Below are 19540 nucleotides of genomic sequence, written 5' to 3'. Positions count from 1 at the left end.
ACCCGTACAGAACCCGACGTGCTCGACGCGCAGCAGCGCGTATTCGCCGCTGAGCTCGACCTGGTTCAGGCACGCCTGGATTACCTGCTTGGCCGTCTGCGGCTCGCCGCCGCCGCGGGAGAACTGAGTGAGGAAACGCTGCGTTCCCTGAATGCCTGGCTCGCATCCTGATCACGAGATTCTATGCTCGGAGAGTACCTGTGCGCAGTTGATCCGCGTAGTCGAGTACGTCAGCCGATTTGTGACCTAAATGGAGCTTCGGAATCGCTATAAGGCTGCAGCTGTTGCAGTGCGAAATCAACGCGGAAACGGCTTCTATGTCTGGCTGGCGCGTCTCCAGGCGAAGTCGAACTACTGACTGCTGAACCCAGGCAGTCACCACCACACGGACTTCGGTGACCGCCCGGCCAATCGCACCGGTTGGGTTCCGGTGCCCCGGGCAGGCCCTAAACAAGCAAGGCGTGCCCGGAAACCGCAGTCTTAGCTGATGGTATGCACCCATCCAAGAGGGTCGGCGACCTTGCCGCGCTGAATCCCCGTCAATTGCACGCGGATACGACGCGTCACCTCCCCCTCGTCCCCGTTGCCGATCGAGAATTCACCAGCCGCATGACGGACTTGACCAACTGCGGTCACCACGGCAGCAGTCCCGCAAGCGAATACCTCCCTGACACGACCGCTGGCGGCGTCTGCGCGCCATGCGTCAAACGCGTATGGTGCTTCGTTCACGACGATGCCCTCGCGCTTCGCCAGTTCGATGATTGAAGCCCGCGTGATGCCCGGCAAGATCGTTCCGGACAAAGGCGGCGTCAACAACGAGCCGTCATCCATGACGAAGAAGAGGTTCATGCCGCCCATCTCCTCGATCCACCTATGCTCGGCAGCATCGAGGAAAACCACCTGATCGCAACCCTGGGCAGCGGCTTCGGTTTGGGCAATCAGGCTCGCTGCGTAGTTGCCGCCACACTTGGCCGCGCCCGTTCCACCCGGCGCAGCGCGAGTGTATTGATCGGACACCCAGACGGTGACCGCAGTCTTGCCTGCCTTGAAGTAAGGGCCCACGGGGCAAGCGATAACGCAAAACACGTACTCATTCGACGCTCGCACACCAAGGAAACTCTCGGATGCGAACATGAATGGGCGGAGGTACAGGCTGCCATCGCCTCCGGGAACCCAGTCCCTGTCAACCTTCACGAGAGCCTCTACCGCCTTGACGAAGACCTCTTCGGGAAGGTCGGCCATGGCCATGCGTGCTGCCGAGGCGCGGAACCGCTTTGCATTCTCGAAGGGTCGGAATAGGGAAATCGAGCCGTTCTCACCGCGGTAGGCCTTCATACCCTCAAAAATTTCCTGCGCGTAGTGCAGCACGGCGCAGGAGGGGTCGATCTGAAACGGCCGGCGAGCCTCCACCTTTGCGTCGTGCCATCCCTCGGTGTTGCTCCAGCGCAGCGTAGCCATGTGATCGGTGAAGACGCGACCAAACGCCGGGTTGACAATGCTTGCTTCTATCTGGTCCCTTGGCGTAGGAGTGGTGCTGGACGATACAACGAACTCGATTGGAGTCTCAGTATTCATGGTCATTTTTAACGTTTGATAAAGTGGCCGGCCTTCCGTGGCGTCCATAACGCCACGGAAGGCTCACAAGTGCAATCAAAAATGCGAATGATTGGTGCCCATACCCTCGCTTTCCTTGGCCAGGGCGATTAGTGCTTCGTCGGACACTATGGCTTCGCGATCCGCAAGTGCCTTGAAGCGCACGAATGCGGCATTCAGCTCGGCTTCGTCGTCAATCATGATCGCCAATTCTCGCAGACGCTGCTTGAACGCGTTTCGACCGGACAGTTTACCGAGCACGATCTTGTTCGCGCTCCAGCCGACGTCTTCTGCACGCATGATTTCATAGGTATCGCGCGCCTTGAGCACACCGTCCTGGTGAATGCCCGAGGCATGAGCGAATGCGTTAGCACCTACTACCGCCTTGTTGGGCTGCACCGCAAAGCCAGTGATCTCCGAGACGAGTTTCGAGGCTGCGACAATCTGGGTCGTGTCGACGTTCACATCGAGCCCGAAGAAATCGCGCCTTGTCTTGACTGCCATGACGACCTCTTCGAGCGCCGTGTTCCCCGCTCGCTCGCCAAGGCCGTTGATGGCACATTCGATCTGCCTCGCGCCGCCCAATTTGACTGCGGCCAGCGAGTTTGCCACCGCCAGACCGAGATCGTCGTGACAGTGGACGGAGAACACGGCCTTGTCTGAATTTGGAATTCGCTCACGGAGCGATCGGATCAGCTCGGCGTAGCCGTCCGGAATAGCGTAGCCCACCGTATCGGGTACGTTGATGGTAGTGGCGCCTTCGTCAATGACACCTTCCAGCACGCGACAAAGGAAGTCCAGCCCGGAGCGGCTGCCATCTTCTGCCGAGAACTCTACGTCATCGGTGAAGGAGCGCGCCAATCGCACCGCGCGACGCGCCTGTTCGTACACTTGATCTGGTGACATGCGCAGCTTTTTTTCCATATGCAGCGCCGATGTCGCGATAAAGGTGTGGATACGGAAGCGGCTGGCCGGCCTCAAGGCCTCGGCCGCGCGTAAGATGTCACGCTCGCCTGCGCGTGCAAGCGAGCACACAATGCTCTCTCTTACTTCGCCAGCGATTGCGCGAATTGCCTCGAAATCGCCTTCCGAGCTTGCCGCAAATCCCGCTTCGATTACGTCAACCCGCATGCGCTCAAGCTGCCTGGCAATGCGGAGTTTCTCTTCTCTTGTCATCGACGCACCGGGCGATTGCTCTCCATCGCGGAGGGTAGTGTCGAAAATGATGAGTTTGTCTGTCAAGCCTGTCTCCTGTGGGAACGGCCACTGCACTAATCAGGGAACGGGTGGTAACCCTTCCTGCCTGCCGGAATGCTGGATCGCAGCAACCCGACGTCCGCGATTATAGCGATCGATGTCGTCGATGAACTCAGTATCAACCCGCGATCCGGACGGCGACCATCAGGCGCTGTGTCGGCAGCCATCGCCCGAGGAACGCTTCCGTATTGTCAGTTCCGGCGCTGATGGCTGGCTGTAGTGTCAGACAGCTTCCGCGATTTCAGACCAGACCGGCCACGTGCTGCATGACCAGGCTGCTAACGGCGACGCTTACCCATACGATCAGGCCGAGCAGCAAGGGCCGCGCGCCTGCGCGCCTCAGCCTGCCGATGTCGGTGCTCAGGCCTATGCCAGTCAGGGCACCGACGACAAGAAAGGGAGCCAGCATGCGGATCGCATTCGTCAGGCCGGACGGCAGCCATTCGTTGACGGCCGATGCCAGGACAAAGAGGACGATGAACCAGGGAATCACGCGGCGCATCGAGCCGCCAGGCTGGTTGCGCTGGCAGACCAGCGCGATGACCAGCGTGACCGGTATGATCATCATGGCGCGCGTCAGCTTGACGATTGTCGCGTACTCCCCTGCGGCCGAACTCCAGGCGTAGCCGGCTGCCACGACGGAAGACGTGTCGTTGATCGCAGTGCCGGCCCACATGCCGAATCCGACATCGGACATGCCGAAGAGCTTCCCAAGGATGGGGAAGATGATGACCGCCACGACATTGAACATGAAGATGGTCGACAGCGCGTACGTCATGTCGTGATCGTCCGGTTGCAGAACGGGCGAGATGGCCGCGATCGCCGAGCCGCCACAAATGGCCGTGCCAGCGCCGATCAGGATCTTGAGTTTCTCGGGGATTCGCAGCAGTCGGCCAACGACAACGGCAACGACGAAGGCCACGGCCAGCGTGACCAGCGAGATGGGCAGCGACGTCAGCCCGGTACGGACGACCTCGTGCAGCGGCAGACTGAAGCCCAACCCCACAATCGAGTATTGCAACAACTGCTTTGAAGCGAACTGGATGCCCTGCTTGTATTGCACCCCCGGTTTGATGAGGGCGCGGCACAGGAGTCCCAGCAGCATGCCCATTACGGCCCCACCGAGCAGGGGAACCAGCTTGCCGAGCAGCGTTGCCGGCAAAGCGATGGCGACGACGAGGAGGATCCCTGGCAGCGTGGACCGCAGGGTGGGCCGCTGGCCTGAGTCACGGACAGTTTCTGGCATTTTGCGCTCTGGAGTAATTTAACCTCACCGCATAGCGGTTACGCAGCGGCGTTTGATTGGGGACGACGGCCGTCACCCTTGCGGGCAACTAGCCGGCACTGAGCGTGTTCGCGCCATGATGTATTTGAGCCATCCTGTGCAATGCAGGAATCTGGTGCGCGTGTGCGGGCTCGGCACGGGCTCTTTCTTGTCAAGAACGGCCACGACAATCAGGCCAAACGACGGGCTGCAGATCATCGAGAAGAGAGTCCAGACAACACCGGAGCGCCCCAGCGCCCTCGCAATCTGGCCGACCGCGACGGAGCAAACAAGCCAAAGGGCAACAGCTAACGAGCCGAACATGGCAGTACCTCACAAGGGTTGAAAGTTCGTCGCGCGAGCCGTGACGGTTCGGCGCCGTTCTTCAACCAAGGTAGGCAGCACGGCCATGTACTGCTTTGCATCGTCTTCCTTCAGCTTGACAGTTCATGCAACAGCCCTCTTGCATGAACTGTCAAGCGGAAGGGAACCGGAGCAAAGCCGTACGGCTCCTCCGCGCCTACCTTAGGTACACCCGACACCGATTTGATTTCGCTGTACCTTTGCAAGGAGTAAGAGATGCAATTCCTCGACGATTCGCTGCACCCCGAGAACCAGGACAAGGTAGTCATCACTGTGGCCCCCTACGGCCCCGAGTGGATGCCGGCCGACTTCCCGGAAGACATTCCGGTGACCATGGAAGAGCAGGTGCAGAAGGCTGTGGATTGCTACAACGCCGGCGCCACCGTGCTGCACCTGCATGTGCGTGAACTGGACGGCAAGGGCTCCAAGCGCCTGTCGAAGTTCAACGAGCTGATCGCCGGCGTGCGCGCCGCGGTGCCCGACATGATCATCCAGGTGGGCGGCTCGATCTCCTTTGCACCGGAAGATGACGGCCAGGCCGCCAAGTGGCTGTCGGACGACACCCGCCACATGCTGGCCGATCTGGACCCGAAGCCCGACCAGGTGACGGTGGCCATCAACACCACCCAGATGAACATCATGGAGTTGCTGTACCCCGAGTACACCGCGGGTACGTCGCTGGCTCACCCGGCCTACGTCGAAGCCTACCGTGAGATGACCGTGCCGGCCGGCCCGGGCTGGGTCGAAGAGCACCTGCGCCGCCTCAGCAACGCGGGCATCCAGCCGCACTTCCAGCTCACCGGCATCCACGCAATGGAAACGCTGGAGCGCATGGTGCGCGCCGGCAAGTACAAGGGTCCGCTGAACCTGACGTGGATCGGCATTGGCGGCGGCTTTGACGGCCCCAACCCGTTCAACTTCTTCAACTTCATCCACCGCGCTCCGGACGGTTGCACGCTGACCGCCGAATCGCTGCTGAAGAACGTGCTGCCGTTCAACACGATGGCCATGGCGATGGGTCTGCACCCGCGCTGCGGCATCGAGGACACGATCATCGACCAGCACGGCAACCGCATGACTTCGGTCCAGCAGATCGAGCAGTGCGTGCGCGTAGCGAAGGAACTGGGCCGCGAGATCGCCTCGGGCAAGGAAGCGCGCCAGATCTACCGCATCGGCACGTGGTACGACAGCGTCGAGGAAACGCTTGCCGCACACGGCATGGCCCCGAATCGCAAGTCGGGCGAGAAGAACCTGCCGCTGCGCGCCGTCTGACACCCCTACTGTTACACGCCGCCTGGCACACCTGCCGCGTTTGCCAGGCGGACCTCCAACGCGGCACCAGATCGCATGAGAACGAAAACATGAGACAGACATTACCCGAGACCGCCAGCGCGCTGGCGGATCACACCGCCCCGAAAGGGCGCTCCGCCTTCTATGCGTGGGTGGTATTCGCCCTCATCTTTGCACTGCTGATGTCCGACTACATGTCGCGGCAGGTGCTGAATGCTGTTTTCCCCCAACTGAAGCTGGAGTGGGGACTGACCGATGCCAAGCTTGGCGCGCTGAGCGGGGTCGTGGCGCTGATGGTGGGCCTGCTGTCCCTGCCGTTCTCGCTGCTGGCAGACCGTTGGGGCCGCGTGAAAAGCCTCGCCGTCATGGCGCTGCTGTGGAGCGCAAGCACGCTGGCGTGCGGGCTTGCCGCCAGCTACGGACACATGCTGACGGCACGTTTCTTCGTCGGCGTGGGTGAAGCCGCCTACGGCAGCGTGGGCCTGGCGGTAATCCTGAGCGCCTTCCCGGCTTCGATGCGCGCCACCCTGACTGGCGCCTTCACCTCCGGCGGCATGTTCGGCGCCGTGCTCGGCATGGCACTGGGCGGCGTAGTGGCAACCCACTTCGGCTGGCGTGCGGCCTTTGTCGCCATGGCCGTGTTCGGCCTGGTGGTGGCGGTTTGCTACGGCCTGATCGTGACCGAGGGCAGGCTGGCCCGGCGTACCCATGCCGGAGCTTTGGCTGCGGCAAATGCGAATGATACGAGCCGCGGCAATCTGCCGCTGCCCGCCACGCTGCGCGCCGTGTTCGGGACGCCGTCGCTGGTGTTCGCCTACCTGGGCAGCGGCCTGCAACTGTTCACGGTATTCGCCTTCGTGGCCTGGATGCCGAGCTACCTGAATCGCTACTACAGCATGGCGCCGGACAAGTCCGCGCTGGCCGCAGCGGTGCTGCTGATCGTCAGCGGCGTGGGCATGACCCTGTGCGGAATGCTGACCGACTGGGTCGGCCGCAAGGCGCCGGGGCGAAAGGTGAAGCTCGCCATTGCCTATTGTCTGCTGTCGTGTGTGTTGCTGACGGTGGCCCTGCGCCTCGCCCCAGGCACTGCGCAACTGCTGCTGATCGGTGGTGGCGTGCTGGTGGCAGCCGGCACCTGGGGGCCTGCCGGCGCCATGGTCGCCAACCTGGTGCGACCGGCCATTCACTCGACCGCGCTGGCTACGCTGACTCTGGCCAATAATCTGCTGGGTGCCGCGCCGGCGCCGTTCCTGACCGGCGTGCTCGCCGATCGCGTCGGGCTGCTGGGGGCACTGCAGGTAGTACCGCTGGTCTCGCTTGCCGCTGCCACATTGTTCGTCCTGGCGGGGCGCAACTACCAGCGGGACCTGGGTCGCGCGGAGAAGCAGAGCGAAGGTGAGCGTGCCTCGGAACTCGCCCCTGCCTGACCGCCTTCCCGATCCTCAATGGACAAGGAAGATGCTTCAGCGCCCGTGCATGCACATCGAAAAAGAACGATGACGTCCCTTGTCTGAACGCTCCGGCGTCCGGTGTGACTGTAGAGCCAAGCCCTTTCTGCCAAGGGGCTTGGCTCTTTTTATTGGTTCATCGTCGACTTGCGTGGGGCACAGGGGTCGACGGCCGGGCAGTTCGGAGCGGACTGAGCGCCGGTGCACACCTGTCTACGCCGAACGGTGCGCATTCCCTATCTTGGTCACCCCCCGCGCAACTCATAGAATCGACGGCACATCTATTCCAGAACCGATAGCGGAGACACACGAACATGTTGCAAGCAGGATCAGGACGGAGCACGGATAGTTGCCACGCCATCAGTACGGGCCGACGCCAGGCGCTGGCCGGTGTCGTCGGCCTCACGGCCTCCGCCATCGGCGGACTCGGCGTGGCTGCATCGCCAGCCTCGGCGGCCGAGCCAAACACTGTGGCAACGGGTGCAATGGGGCGCATCGACGTCCACGCGCACTACATTCCTCCCGAATACCGTGCCGCGCTCGAAGCCGCCGGCCACAGCAAACCATCTGGCATGCCGGCCATTCCCCCGTGGAGCGCCGCCGGGCACGTCGGCATGATGGACAGCCTCGGCATTGCCACCGCCATGCTGTCCATCTCGGCACCCGGCCTGCATTTTGGTGACGATGCCGCCGCACGCCGCCTGGCTCGCCACTGCAACGATGAAGGGGCCAAGGCGGTACGCGCGCATCCGGGCCGCTTCGGGCTGTTTGCCGCGCTGCCGCTGCCCGATGTCGCCGGCTCGCTGGCCGAACTGGCCCATGCCTTCGATACGCTGCACGCCGATGGTGTGGTGATGGAGTCCAACTACCACGGCATCTATCTGGGCGATGCGCGCCTCGATCCCGTGTTCGCCGAACTGAACCGGCGCAAGGCCACCGTCTTCATCCATCCGACCGATCCGTACTGCCCCTGCTGCCAGGGCCAGGAGTCCGCGGTGCTCCCCCCGCTCGGCTACCCCTACCCGATGATCGAGTTCATCTTCGACACCACGCGTGCAGTGTTCAACCTGATCCTGAGCGGCACGCTGGAGAAGTATCCCGACGTGAAGATCATCGTGCCGCACGCGGGGGCCGCCGTGCCGGTGCTGACCGCGCGCGTAGGTGCCATCGGTACGTTGCTGAAGCTCGGTCGCAACCGGGCCGGTGTCGACGCGGCGATCCGCAAGCTCTATTACGACCTGGCCGGCGCTCCCGAGCCGGTGGCGCTGAGCGCGCTGCTGCAGGTGGCCGACCCGACGCGTGTGCTCTATGGCAGCGACTATCCGTTCACGCCTGCCCCCGTCGCCGCCGACCTGGCTGCCGTGCTGGACGGCTCGCCCCATATCCCGCCGAACCTGCGCGGCGCCTTCATGCGCGATAACGCGCTTGCGCTGTTTCCACGCCTCGCCCAGGCCTGATCAGCGCACAGGGTAAAAAAGGACGCACGGCGTCCCTTTTTACCAGCCCCGGGGGACAACGTCCCGCGCTCAGAATTCCACGTTGTCCTTGCCTTTCAGCCCCAGCATCGCCCGTGCCTCGTCCGGCGTGGCCACCGAGTAGCCAAGCTGTTCGACGGTCCTGCGGATGCTCGCAACCTGCTCGGCATTGCTGGTCGCCAGCTTCCCGCGCGAAAGCCACAGGTTGTCTTCCAGGCCCACCCGCACGTTACCGCCCATCAACAACCCCTGCGTCACCACCCGCGACTGCTGAGCCCCTGCGCCGAGCACCGACCACACGTAGTCCTTACCGAACAGCCGATCGGCAGTGCGCTTCATATGGGCGATGTCTTCCGGGTGAGCGCCGATGCCGCCCCGAATGCCGAACACCGACTGGATGAACAGCGGCGCCTTCAGCAACCCACGGTCCAGGAAGTGCGCGGCGGTGTAGAGATGGCCAATGTCATAGCACTCGATCTCGAAGCGCGTCTGGTTGGCGTTGCAGGCTTCGAGGATGTGTGCGATATCGCGGAAGGTATTGCGGAAGATGCGGTCGTCGCTGGCTTCCAGGTACGGCCGCTCCCAGTCGTGGCGGAATTCCTTGTAGCGCCCCAGCATCTCGTACAGGCCAAAGTTCATCGAGCCCATGTTCAGTGAAGCCACCTCGGGCTTGAAGTGCGCCACGGGTGCCAATCGCTCCTCGATCGACATGGTTGGCGCGCCGCCCGTGGTGAGATTGATGACCACGTCGGACTTGTCCCGGATCGCGCCGAGAAACTCGCCAAACAACGCAGGGTCCTGACTCGGGATGCCGGTCTTCGGGTCGCGAGCGTGCAGGTGAACGATGGCGGCACCGGCATCGGCGGCACCGACGGCCGAATCGGCAATCTGCGCAGGCGTGACCGGCAGGTAGGGCGACATCGACGGGGTATGGATCGAGCCCGTAATGGCGCAGGTGATGATGACCTTGTTGGAGGTCGACATGGGATTGTCTCCGGTGAAATCGGAAAAATTGCGGAAGAGATATCGAGTGCCGACCGCAGTCAGCGAGCCGTCCCAGCGGCGAACACGATCCGGGCGCGTCGGCCCTCATAGCGCCACACGCCCGGTTCGCTTTCGACGACCACGTCGTCGAAATCGCCAACCACCGTCGGCACGTGCGCCGGTAGCGGCCAGTCGCCCTGGCCGGCCAGCACATGGACCGTCGAGCTGACGCGCAGGCGGCCGCTTTCGATCGGCACAATCAGCAGGTTCGAGAACAGGTGGCGCGTGGTGCTGCGGGCTTCGGCTTCCCGCGCAGCACGGTCCGTGTAGAACTTCCTGATCTGCGCGCGGCCTTCGCAGCGGACGGCGCCGTAGTCCATCCAGCCGGCCTCGATAAACAGCGCATCGACGGGGGCGGTGCAAAGGCCGTCGACGCGCCGCCAGTAATCGGCCGCGAGCGACTGGACTGCAGCCCACGTCGCCGCGTCCACGACGGTACGCGCCATCGCTCAGGCCTCCGTGTTATGGACGAACCACGGCGGGACGGCCGGGCCCCACTGGTGCATCGAGTCCTCCGGGGCGTGGTCGCCGGCGGGCCAGGTCGAGCCGGCCGAGATGTAGTCCATGTCGGCGGAGTACTCGCAGAACGAGCCCCACGGGTCGCGCACATAGTGGAAGTAGTTGGAGCCAAGCACGTGGCGGCCCGTGCCCCATCCTTCGGCGTAGCCCGCTGCAGCCATCTGCGCGGCACCCTGCCCGACCTGGTCGATGCTTGCCACGTCCCATGACGCGTGATGCCAGCCTTTGGCAGGACTCGCCGCAAACGCCACCAGGTGGTGATCGCTGCCGTGCGGCGCATGCGTGAACGCGACCATGTCGCCCGAGCGGTCCGACAGGCGCAGGCCCAGCGCGCGATGGTAGAAGTCAAGCGCACGCGGCAGGTCCGCAGTGAACAGCGCCACATGGGACAACCGGCGCGGCCGAACGGTAGTTACCTGATGTCGGAACAGCGCGCCGCGCGCGTCGGCGCCAACATGCACGCTTTCCAGCGACGGCTTGGCGGATGGACTCGTCTTCACGCCTACGCGGACCTGGATCAGGTTGCCATCGGGGTCATGGAACCAGATGCCAGTACCGGAGGCATACGGCGCATTGTCGGCAAACCGCGCACCGGCGGCCTCCACCTGACCGCGGATTGCTTCATAGTCGGCTTCGTAGCAATGGAAGCTCAGATACGCCAGTTCGCGGCGCTCGCCTGGAAAGAATCGCGCCCAGACCTGCTCGTCGGCGGTCATCGCGTCCAGGCGGTCGCCGTGGTCCACGAGGGACAGTCCGAACGACGCATGGAAATGGCGGGCCTCTTCAAGGTTCGGCACGATCAATGCGTAGTGGCCGATCGAATGCACGGCTGCTTGATGGTTGTTGCTCATGGTTCGTCTCCCGTTCAGGCGGCTTCGTCGGCAATCGGGTTGCGCAGCGTGGCAAAGCCGGTCAGGCTGACTTCGCAGACGTCTCCGGGCCGCATGATGAGCTTCGGTTCGCGCGCCCAGCCCACCCCGCTCGGTGTGCCGGTCACGATGACGTCGCCGGCTTCCAGGGTCAGCGCTTCGCTGAGCGTCGAGATCAACGTTGCGACGTCGAAGATCAGCGTATCGGTGCTGGCCGACTGCACGACCTCGCCATTCAGTCGCGTTTCCAGCGTCAGGCCCTTCGCACCGGGCGGCACTTCGCTGGCCGTGACGAACTCGGGGCCAAAGGCACCGGTGTCATCGAAGTTCTTGCCCATCGTCCACTGCGGCGCCAGGAACTGGTATTCACGGACCGATCCGTCGTTGAACAGCGCATAGCCCGCAACATGTTGCAGCGCGTCCGCCTTGAGGATATGGCGGCCGCCAGACTTGAGGATCACGGCGAACTCGCCTTCAAAGTCCAGCGAATCAGACACGCGTGGACGCACGATCGGCTGGCCATGACCGGTCAGGCTGGTGTCGTAGCGCGGGAAGATGGTCGGGTACTTCGGCTGTTCGAGCTTGCTTTCGCGCGTGTGGTCGGCGTAGTTCAGGCCCACGCAAAGCAGCTTGGGCGGATGTTCGAGCACAGGCAGGAACGTCACGTCGGCATCGGTGACGAGCGCGCCGCCAGGGATGCCGTCGGCAAAGGTTTCCAGATCCACGCCACTGGCCAGCAGCGTTTCGAGCGGCGTGGCGCCAAGCACACGGATCTTGTCGCCGTCGCGCACGCCGGTCTGTTTCTTGCCATCGAGGATGAAGCGCAGGTATCGCATGGGTATTTCTCTCTTGTGAAGGTTCGGAAAATCAGCCGGCACCGGCCAGCCAGGCGTCGTCGCGGTCCAGTAGCGGCTGGACGGTTTCGGGCTGGTCGATCCCGGGCAGGTCAGGTCGAGGCCGCTGGCCGACATGCGCCAGCAGGTAGGACAGGAAGCGATAGCTCGGTCGGTAGGCGGCCAGCTGTCCGGCATCGAGCACCACGCGCTCCGACGGGTTGAGCACCGCCAGTGCGTCCCGCAGGTAGACGATGCCCATATGCGCGATACGCCAGACACCGTCGCGCCGTTCCACGCGTTCATGCAGCCGTGAATGCGCGGTGACTTCGACTTCGACGCCATCGAGATGCATGCGCGCTGTCACGGCGCACGGTGTGTGTGCCAGAGCACGGTCGTCGCGCAGCGTCACCAGCGTCGGCCCCATCTGGTGGGCAGAGTGCCGGCCCGCCTCGAACAGGCGCCTGGAAGCCGCCACGAACTCCCGCCCGCTGCCATGGAACCACGACAGATCGACCACCGCGTCGGCGTGGTATGTCTCCAGCATTCGCACCCATTGCGCCTGGTCGCGCGCGGCGCGCTCGGCCTGCACGACTTCGGCGATCTCGGCCTTGTCGAGCATGGCTTGCAGTCTCTCTTGCATAGCGGCTCCTTTCGCTCAGCTGGCTTTGCGTGCGGTGGCCACGGCCTGGGCTTGCGGTTCGGCGACGCCCAGATACAAACGCATGCCGCGCACCTTGAAGGCCAGCACCGCCGTCACGACCGCTGTGACGATCAGCAGGACCATCGCCGACTCGGGCCCGTAGGCGCGCACCATCCAGGCCAGCACCAGCGGCGTCAGGCCACCGAACAGTGCCGCCCCAACGTTGTACGGCACCGCATAGCCGCTTTGACGCACATGGGTGGGGAACAACGCCGACACCAGTCCCGGCACCAGCGCCACCACCGCGCCGAGTGCCACACCCGGCAAAGCGAACAGCAGCGGGAGCGCGCCCTGCCCGGCCAGCACGGCCGGCAGCCACTGGAAGAAGCCGACCGACGCCACCAGCATCGCTACGGCACCCACGCCGAGCGAGCGGGCCCAACCGATCGCGTCACTGAGTCGCCCCCAGAACGGCATCGACAGGCACAGTGCGAACGACCCCCACATGTTGGCTTGCAGCGCGGCCTGGCGCGGCACGCCGTATTGCGTGGCCAGCAGCATCGGCATGTACTGGAAGAACACCACCGTGCCGATCGCCATGGTGAAGCCAAGTGCCAGGCCGAACAGGCAGGCGTCGGCATGCTGCGTCAGCACGATCCGGATGGGCGTGGATTTCGCCAGCTGGCGCGACTGCTGGATGCCCGCGTACAGCGGCGATTCCTCCAGTTGCCGGCGCAGGTAGGACGCGGTCAAGCCGAACAGACCACCGACGATAAACGGCAGCCGCCACGCCAGCGACGGCACGCCGGTAGCGCTGGCGATATACGTCGACGTGGCGGCGGCGCCGGTACCCAGCAGCAGGCCCGCCAGCACGATGCCATGCATCGTGCCGCTCGCCGTACCCAGGCGGGTCGGCGTGGCGTGCTCCGACACGAACACCGCCGCACCCGGAAACTCGCCGCCGACCGCGCACCCCTGCAGGGCCCGCAGCACCAGCAGGGCCAGCGGTGCCAGTACACCCACCTGCTCGTAGGTCGGCAGCACACCGATAAGAAAAGTCGGCACCGCCATCAGGATCATCAGAAAGATGAACATCCGCTTGCGGCCGAACAGATCGGCGAAGTGCGCCAGCACGATACCCGCCACGGGCCGCACCAGGTAGCCGACCGCGAAGATGCCGAGCGTCTGCATCTGGCGGACCCATGCCGATACGCCGGGCGGGAAGAATGCCTCGCTGATCGCCGCGGCGACGAACAGGAAGATGACGAAGTCGTAGTACTCGAGCATCGCGCCGAGCGCGGCCAGGCCGAGCGTGCGCGCCTCCTTTCTATGGATCATGCTTGTCTCCTCGTTTCCGCCACCGTCTTTGTCGCGGTGGCTGTCGAATGGGGTGGTCCGGCGACTGCCGGGCCATGGGGCTACGCGCGGCAGGCCTGGGGATCGGCCAACCGTCCGTAGCGCCCACCGTAGTACAGCAGCGGGCTGGCCGCGTGGTGGTCGTTCTCTTCGAGCGCCATGACCTCGGCGACGTAGAGCCGGTGATCGCCAGCCGGATGGATGTCGGCCACGCGCACGATCAGGTGCGCGAGACTCTCCGGCAGGTAAGGCGTACCGGAACCGTGCATCGCCATCGCACCCAGCCCTTCACAGGCCTTGCCGCCGAAGTGCGCGCTCAGGTCCTGCTGGTGCTCGCCCAGGAAGTTGATGCCGAACGTGTCGCCGGCCGCGACCGATGCGCAGAAGCGCGACGCGTTCCGCGCCGACACCAGCACGAGCTGGGGCTCCAGCGATACCGACATGAACGCGTTGGCCGTCATGCCCGCCAGCTCGCCATCACGCAGCCAGGTCACCACGGTCACGCCAGTGGCGAACTTGCCCATTACGCGGCGGAAGCGGGCGGAATCGTTGCAATCGATGCTCATGGCCATGCCCTCCTGCCCTCAGACCAGCGGTGTGTTCGGCACCTGGCCGCACAGCATGCGGCCGTACAGTTCCAGGTTGGTGGTGGTGCAGACGATGCCGTGCAGGTTCGCCACCCGCGCATCGCGCCACACGCGGTTGAACGGGTTGCGGGCGCCGGCCAGCGAGCCGCCCGAGGCACTGGCGAGGATGTCCACCGCGTCCCACATCGTCTTGCTGGCGTAGCCGGTGTCCCGGCGGATGCGGGCGCGAGTCAGCGCGTCGGGGATGGTGCCGGCCCTGGCGTGGGAGTCGATCTCGTCGACGCAGCGCTCGACCACCAGGCGGGCCGCATCGATCATGGCCGAGGCCTCACCCACCTGCAGGTGCGTGACGGCAGCCTCCGACTGCTTCTCGTACCACGTGTACTGGATGCCACGGCCCGGCAGCTTCTCCAGGAACATTTCCTGCGCGGCGCGCGCGATGCCAAGCGCCGGGAACGTGAGGATGATCGCCGCCACCGGCATGAAGGCCATGCGGTACAGCGCCTGGTCGTTACCGAAGCGCGAGACGTAGTCGCCCGCGAGGATTGCCGACAGCCGCGTGATGCGCGAATCGGGCACGAACTTGTTCTTCACGGTCACCGTGGTACTGCCGCTGCCGCGCAACGCGATGGTGTCCCAGTCATTAAGGAACTCGACGTCCGAGGTAGGAATCAGCGCCATGCCCTGGTCCACCACATTGCCGGCCTCATCGACCAGCGGAATGCCCAGCAAATCCCACTGGGCGTGATAGACACCGCTGTTGAAGCCCCACATGCCCTCTTCCACCAGGTAGCCGCCCGCCACGCGCTTTACCACGGCCTTGCGCGGCGACAGCACGCCGGCGGTGCGCACCTTGCCGCCCGATGCGAACACTTCGTCGCGTGCCGCGTCTGGCAGGCATGCGGCGGCCATCCAGTTGCAGACGTTGATCAGCGCGCAGGCCCAGGCGGCCGAGCCGTCGCCACGGCCAATCTCGCTGACCACCTCCATGTAGGTGCGCAGGGACACCTGCAGGCCGCCCGCGTCGCGCGGCACCATCATGTCGAGGACGCCTGCATCATCCAGCTCTGCGATGGTCGATTCGGGCAGGCGGGCCATCGCATCGACTTCAGGGGCGCGGGCACGCAGCGCGGGCACCATCGCCGCTGCGCGACGCAACAGGTCGGCGCGGATGGTGGCGTCGTCGGATGCGTGGGTGGATCGGATATCGGTAACGGCAGCCAGCGTCATCAGGGTCTCCTTGTTGTCTGGTCGTTGCTAAGAATGACGTTTTCGTTATTGTAGGAATTGCATGAAATCAGGCAAGATAGGGTTTTCGGCCGCTTCGGCATGAACATTCGTCACTGCACCGATCCGAGAGGTCAACCAAGTGCCCCCGCTCACCTTCATTCCTACCGAACGCGAAGACCACCGCTCCGTCACCGCGCGCAAGAAGCGCGAGGTCATGCGCGCCCGCATCCTGCGCGCGATCATGGACCTGTACTCAGACCCGTCGAAGATCTCCACATCGATCGAGGATGTCGCACGCGAGGCCGAAATCTCGCGCGGCACGTTCTACAAGCACTTCGCCTCGCTCGATGAGGCGCTGATTGCGGTGGGCCGTGAAGTGACTGACCAGATGACACAGGACATGCTGCCGATCTACGACGCGGTGACGGACCCCGTGAATCGGGTCAGCACCGGCCTGCGTCTGTTCCTGACACGGGCATTGACCGATCATCGCTGGGCCGCCTTCGTGCTGCGTGCGGAACTGGTGGCACAGGAGTCCGTTCTGCTTACCTATCTCATGAAGGACCTCCGTGACGGCGCGCTGGATGGCGTCATGGAGTTCGACAACCTGCAAGCCGCAGTCGATTCCGTGATGGGCGCTACGGTCGAAGGAATCCGCACCATCCTGCTCAAGCGCACGAAATACCCCGCGCAATACATCGATAGCGCGATCCGCATCACGCTGCGTGGCCTGGCGGTGGAGAAGCGCCGTGCACTGAAGGCAACCGAAACGTCGCGCGAACTCGTGGCCGGGCTGCCGGAAAGCGTGCGCCAGACCTGGCGCGTCGGCGCCTGAACGAGTATGTGCATCAAGCTTTCGCCGTCGCCTTCGTCTCTGCCTGCATTGTAGGAACGCACTGCAAATCGGCCAGTCAGGGAATGTCCCCGGCTCGGCATGCACAAGTGTCAACGGTAGCGCCCGCAGGCGCTGCTTGTCCGCCGCGACCTTAGCCCCGGCGGCGGCACCCTCCAAGCCTGCCCAGCCCGGGATGCGGGCCATTTCCTCTGCGCCCAACGCACCAATGACGGAACGTCACGGTGACGAGTGTGTACGCCCAACGCTGCGCAATCCCTATCTTGTTCCGTGTCTCCCGCGTCATAAGAATAGACACACCGTTGATTCTTGCTGCGCGCCGTTTTTGCGCGACGAGCATCGCGCGAAGACAAAACCAGAAACGAGGAGACAACATGAAGACCACCATCGCAGGCACCACATTGGCTGCGCTGTCCCTTTGCGGGACCGGCGTCGCTTCCGCCCAATCGAGCGTGACCGTGTACGGTGTCGCGGACATGGGTATCGAGTACGTGAACAACCTTGGCAACGTCCCCACGGCCGCCAATGGGTTCAACCCTGGCCCCGCACACAGCGTTACGCGGCTGACATCGGGCCACCGTGCCGGTTCCCGATGGGGCCTGCGCGGCAAGGAAGACCTTGGCGGCGGCTGGGGTTCGGTGTTCGTGCTCGAGAGCGGCTTCAATCTCGACACCGGCACGCAGCAGCAGAGCGGGCGTCTGTTCGGGCGACAGGCGTACGTCGGCCTGACGAGCGCCAGCGTCGGCCAGTTCTCCCTTGGCCGTCAGTACACGTCGATGTTCGAGGCGCTGGCGAACTTCTCGCCCACCAAGTACGGCGGCTACGAGCCGGCCGCGCTGCAATCTGGCGCTGCGTTTCGGGAAGACAACATGGTCAAGTACACCGGACAGTTCGGCGCCATCACCACACTCGCCCACTACTCGTTTGGCAACGGCACGGTCCTGCCACAGGTTGGCAGCACAGGCTTCGCGCTGGGTGGCAATGGCGAGGTTCCGGGCAGCGCCCGGCGCGACAGTGCATACGGCGCAGCGGTGGCGTACAACGGCGAAACGTTCGGTCTCGTAGCGGCGTATGACCAGGTCAATCCCACCATTGGCACCAGCAGCGGCACCTTCCGCAAGGCCGCGGTGGGCGGCAGCTATTCGGTCGGTGCCACCAGCGTAATGGGCGGCTATCGGTGGGGACAGAGCAAGGGCCCGGCGGGCGGCGACATCCAGCGCGACGACTACTACTGGCTTGGCGTGAACTACCAGTTCCAGACCGCGTTCTCTGTCACGGTTGAATACACCTACGACAACCTTCACAGCGTCTTCGGCAACACCACCCTGCCCAATCCGTGGCAGATCCTGCTGCTGGCCAGCTACAACCTCTCGAAACGGACCGAGCTCTACCTGTCGACGGCCTACTCGAAGAATGCAGGCCTGATGATGGATTCCGGCCTGACCACCTACGCAAACACGCTCGCACTAGGCAACAGCCTGGTGCTGGGCAATGGCAAGAACTCGATGTTCGGCACCGCGGTAGGGATTCGCCATATCTTCTGATCGCCACCAGGTAGCAAGGGCCGCGATCCTCACGGCGCGGCCGCCACCGCTGGGGCTGGCGGGAACCCCGTTAAGGTGAAGGGATTTGCGAGTCCGGATGGCGTCTATGTCTATGCGACGCGAGATTAAGCGCTATCCCGATCGATGATGGTAAAGCCAGTGTCAATGCGTACTGGCGTATCGTTCGCTCCCGGCTCGAATCGCGCCAGCAAGGCCTGCGCCGTCCGCCGTCCTATCTCGGCACCGCCTACCTTGACTGTGGACAGTGCAGGATGCAGTTGGGCCGCCATGCTCAAATCGCCAAAGCCCATGACAGCGAGGTCCTCCGGCACGCGCAGATCGCGGCTTGCAGCCTCCATCAATGCCCCCTCTGCCAGCGTGTCGGAACTGCAGACGACGACTTCCGGCCTCAACGTCTCCAGCAGCTTTGCCAATCCTTGCCGACCTGCAGCCAGCGTGGCCGGCGCGGGAAGTACCTCAAGCGGGCATTCCAGCAGGCCGTTGGCAGCAAGTTCGGCACGCAGGCTCTTGCAGCGCCGCAGGCCGCGCGGATCGTCTACCGAGACCGCCGCGAAGCGCCGGTAGCCCTTCCTCATCAGGTGTCGTGCTACGGCCTGCCCCACCTGTTCGTGGGAGAAGCCAACAACCATGTCGATTGGCCTGTCGGTAAGGTCCCAGATCTCCACGACGGGAATGCGCGCCTGCTCCAGTCGCGCAACGGTTGCCGCGGAGTGGTCGGTGCCAGCCAGCACGATCGCATCGGGGCGCCGGCCGAGCAGCGCCTCGACGAGCGCCTCTTCGCGGCTGACCGAGTAGCCGGTCAGGCCAATTAGCGTCTGGTAGCCGGCATCGGTTAACTCATCCATCAATGCCTGTACCGTGTCGGCAAATATCGAACTGGCGATCGTCGGCAGCAACAAGGCGACCAGCCGGCTGCGGCTGCTGGCGAGTCCTCCAGCCAGCATGTTCGGCACGTAGCCTGTGGCACGTACGGCGTCGAGCACCTTCTTCTGCGTCGCCTGGCGCACTAGTTCCGGGCGATTCAGGGCTCGCGACACGGTCATGGGCGCTACACCCGCTACGCGGGCTACATCGATCAACGTCACGTTGCCGCTGTCGCCGTTCGCACCGCCCCGTGTCCCACTCCTCGCTTTCCTGACCATCGTCGTTCCTCACTCTTTCAAACCGGACGTCCGCCCAGCATCGCCGGAAATATTGGAAAGGGTAAACCATGATGATTGCGCAATCAATTGCGCTTGAATGATAGCGCAATCATCTCATAATGGCTCCCACGAGATACGCAAGCCGGACTTGTTCCGTCGCCTCGATTCGGCGCCAGAAGGCGCGCAACGAAGCGCTGCAGCCATACATA

16 protein-coding genes and 1 pseudogene are annotated in these 19540 nt (G+C 64.0%); 5 read left to right on the top strand and 12 right to left on the bottom strand.

Annotated elements, in window-relative coordinates; all coding sequences use genetic code 11:
* Window positions 1–480: 480 nt before the first annotated feature.
* The 3 genes and pseudogenes from B552_RS0118590 to B552_RS0118580 all read right to left on the bottom strand — a co-directional run bounded on the left by B552_RS0118590 (window position 481) and on the right by B552_RS0118580 (window position 4096).
* On the bottom strand, window positions 481–1575 hold the full coding sequence (locus tag B552_RS0118590) for a branched-chain amino acid aminotransferase (protein WP_026035802.1): 1095 nt from the start codon (window positions 1573–1575) through the stop codon (window positions 481–483).
* A gap of 120 nt (window positions 1576–1695) precedes the next feature.
* Window positions 1696–2835 (bottom strand): annotated as a pseudogene (locus tag B552_RS27710) (2-isopropylmalate synthase); the annotation flags it as partial.
* A gap of 256 nt (window positions 2836–3091) precedes the next feature.
* Window positions 3092–4096, bottom strand: a complete 1005-nt coding sequence (locus B552_RS0118580; RefSeq protein WP_026035801.1) for a YeiH family protein — start codon at window positions 4094–4096, stop codon at window positions 3092–3094.
* A gap of 597 nt (window positions 4097–4693) precedes the next feature.
* Here B552_RS0118580 and B552_RS0118575 point away from each other — a divergent pair.
* From B552_RS0118575 to B552_RS0118565, 3 genes are all read left to right on the top strand, one after another.
* Window positions 4694–5749, top strand: a complete 1056-nt coding sequence (locus B552_RS0118575) for a 3-keto-5-aminohexanoate cleavage protein (protein WP_019450557.1) — start codon at window positions 4694–4696, stop codon at window positions 5747–5749.
* 89 nt (window positions 5750–5838) lie between these two features.
* Window positions 5839–7194, top strand: coding sequence for an MFS transporter (locus B552_RS0118570; RefSeq protein ID WP_019450556.1), 1356 nt, complete (start codon window positions 5839–5841; stop codon window positions 7192–7194).
* Window positions 7195–7529: 335 nt separating this feature from the next.
* Window positions 7530–8672, top strand: coding sequence for an amidohydrolase family protein (locus B552_RS0118565; RefSeq protein WP_157160293.1), 1143 nt, complete (start codon window positions 7530–7532; stop codon window positions 8670–8672).
* A gap of 69 nt (window positions 8673–8741) precedes the next feature.
* Here B552_RS0118565 and B552_RS0118560 read toward each other — a convergent pair whose 3' ends face one another.
* The 8 genes from B552_RS0118560 to B552_RS0118525 all read right to left on the bottom strand — a co-directional run bounded on the left by B552_RS0118560 (window position 8742) and on the right by B552_RS0118525 (window position 15771).
* Window positions 8742–9674, bottom strand: coding sequence for a 3-keto-5-aminohexanoate cleavage protein (locus tag B552_RS0118560; protein ID WP_019450554.1), 933 nt, complete (start codon window positions 9672–9674; stop codon window positions 8742–8744).
* Window positions 9675–9733: 59 nt separating this feature from the next.
* Window positions 9734–10180, bottom strand: a complete 447-nt coding sequence (locus tag B552_RS0118555; protein WP_019450553.1) for a nuclear transport factor 2 family protein — start codon at window positions 10178–10180, stop codon at window positions 9734–9736.
* Between the two features lie 3 nt (window positions 10181–10183).
* Window positions 10184–11104 carry a VOC family protein gene (locus tag B552_RS0118550; protein WP_019450552.1) on the bottom strand — a complete coding sequence of 307 codons (921 nt, stop codon included), beginning with the start codon at window positions 11102–11104 and terminating at the stop codon, window positions 10184–10186.
* 14 nt (window positions 11105–11118) lie between these two features.
* Window positions 11119–11958 carry a fumarylacetoacetate hydrolase family protein gene (locus B552_RS0118545; RefSeq protein ID WP_019450551.1) on the bottom strand — a complete coding sequence of 280 codons (840 nt, stop codon included), beginning with the start codon at window positions 11956–11958 and terminating at the stop codon, window positions 11119–11121.
* Window positions 11959–11989: 31 nt separating this feature from the next.
* The gene (locus tag B552_RS27700) at window positions 11990–12598 is read right to left on the bottom strand and encodes a nuclear transport factor 2 family protein (protein WP_019450550.1); all 609 of its coding nucleotides are present in this window, start codon (window positions 12596–12598) and stop codon (window positions 11990–11992) included.
* Window positions 12599–12613: 15 nt separating this feature from the next.
* Window positions 12614–13936, bottom strand: coding sequence for an MFS transporter (locus B552_RS27695; RefSeq protein WP_019450549.1), 1323 nt, complete (start codon window positions 13934–13936; stop codon window positions 12614–12616).
* Window positions 13937–14016: 80 nt separating this feature from the next.
* On the bottom strand, window positions 14017–14520 hold the full coding sequence (locus B552_RS0118530; protein WP_157160292.1) for a flavin reductase family protein: 504 nt from the start codon (window positions 14518–14520) through the stop codon (window positions 14017–14019).
* A gap of 18 nt (window positions 14521–14538) precedes the next feature.
* Complete coding sequence (locus tag B552_RS0118525; protein ID WP_019450547.1) at window positions 14539–15771, bottom strand: acyl-CoA dehydrogenase family protein; 1233 nt, start codon at window positions 15769–15771, stop codon at window positions 14539–14541.
* A 139-nt stretch (window positions 15772–15910) separates the two neighbouring features.
* Between B552_RS0118525 and B552_RS0118520 the strand changes: the two genes are divergently transcribed.
* Entirely contained in the window at window positions 15911–16606 is a 696-nt protein-coding gene (locus B552_RS0118520; protein WP_019450546.1) for a TetR/AcrR family transcriptional regulator, read from the top strand.
* 392 nt (window positions 16607–16998) lie between these two features.
* Window positions 16999–18168: a porin gene (locus B552_RS0118515; protein ID WP_019450545.1), complete on the top strand. Its 1170-nt coding sequence runs from the start codon at window positions 16999–17001 to the stop codon at window positions 18166–18168.
* 125 nt (window positions 18169–18293) lie between these two features.
* Here B552_RS0118515 and B552_RS0118510 read toward each other — a convergent pair whose 3' ends face one another.
* Window positions 18294–19331, bottom strand: coding sequence for a LacI family DNA-binding transcriptional regulator (locus tag B552_RS0118510; protein ID WP_026035797.1), 1038 nt, complete (start codon window positions 19329–19331; stop codon window positions 18294–18296).
* Window positions 19332–19540 lie beyond the last annotated feature (209 nt).

The organism is Cupriavidus sp. BIS7 (assembly GCF_000292345.1).
Classification (GTDB): domain Bacteria; phylum Pseudomonadota; class Gammaproteobacteria; order Burkholderiales; family Burkholderiaceae; genus Cupriavidus.
Note: the sequence above shows the minus strand (reverse complement) of the source record. Positions and strands in the feature narration are given on the sequence as shown.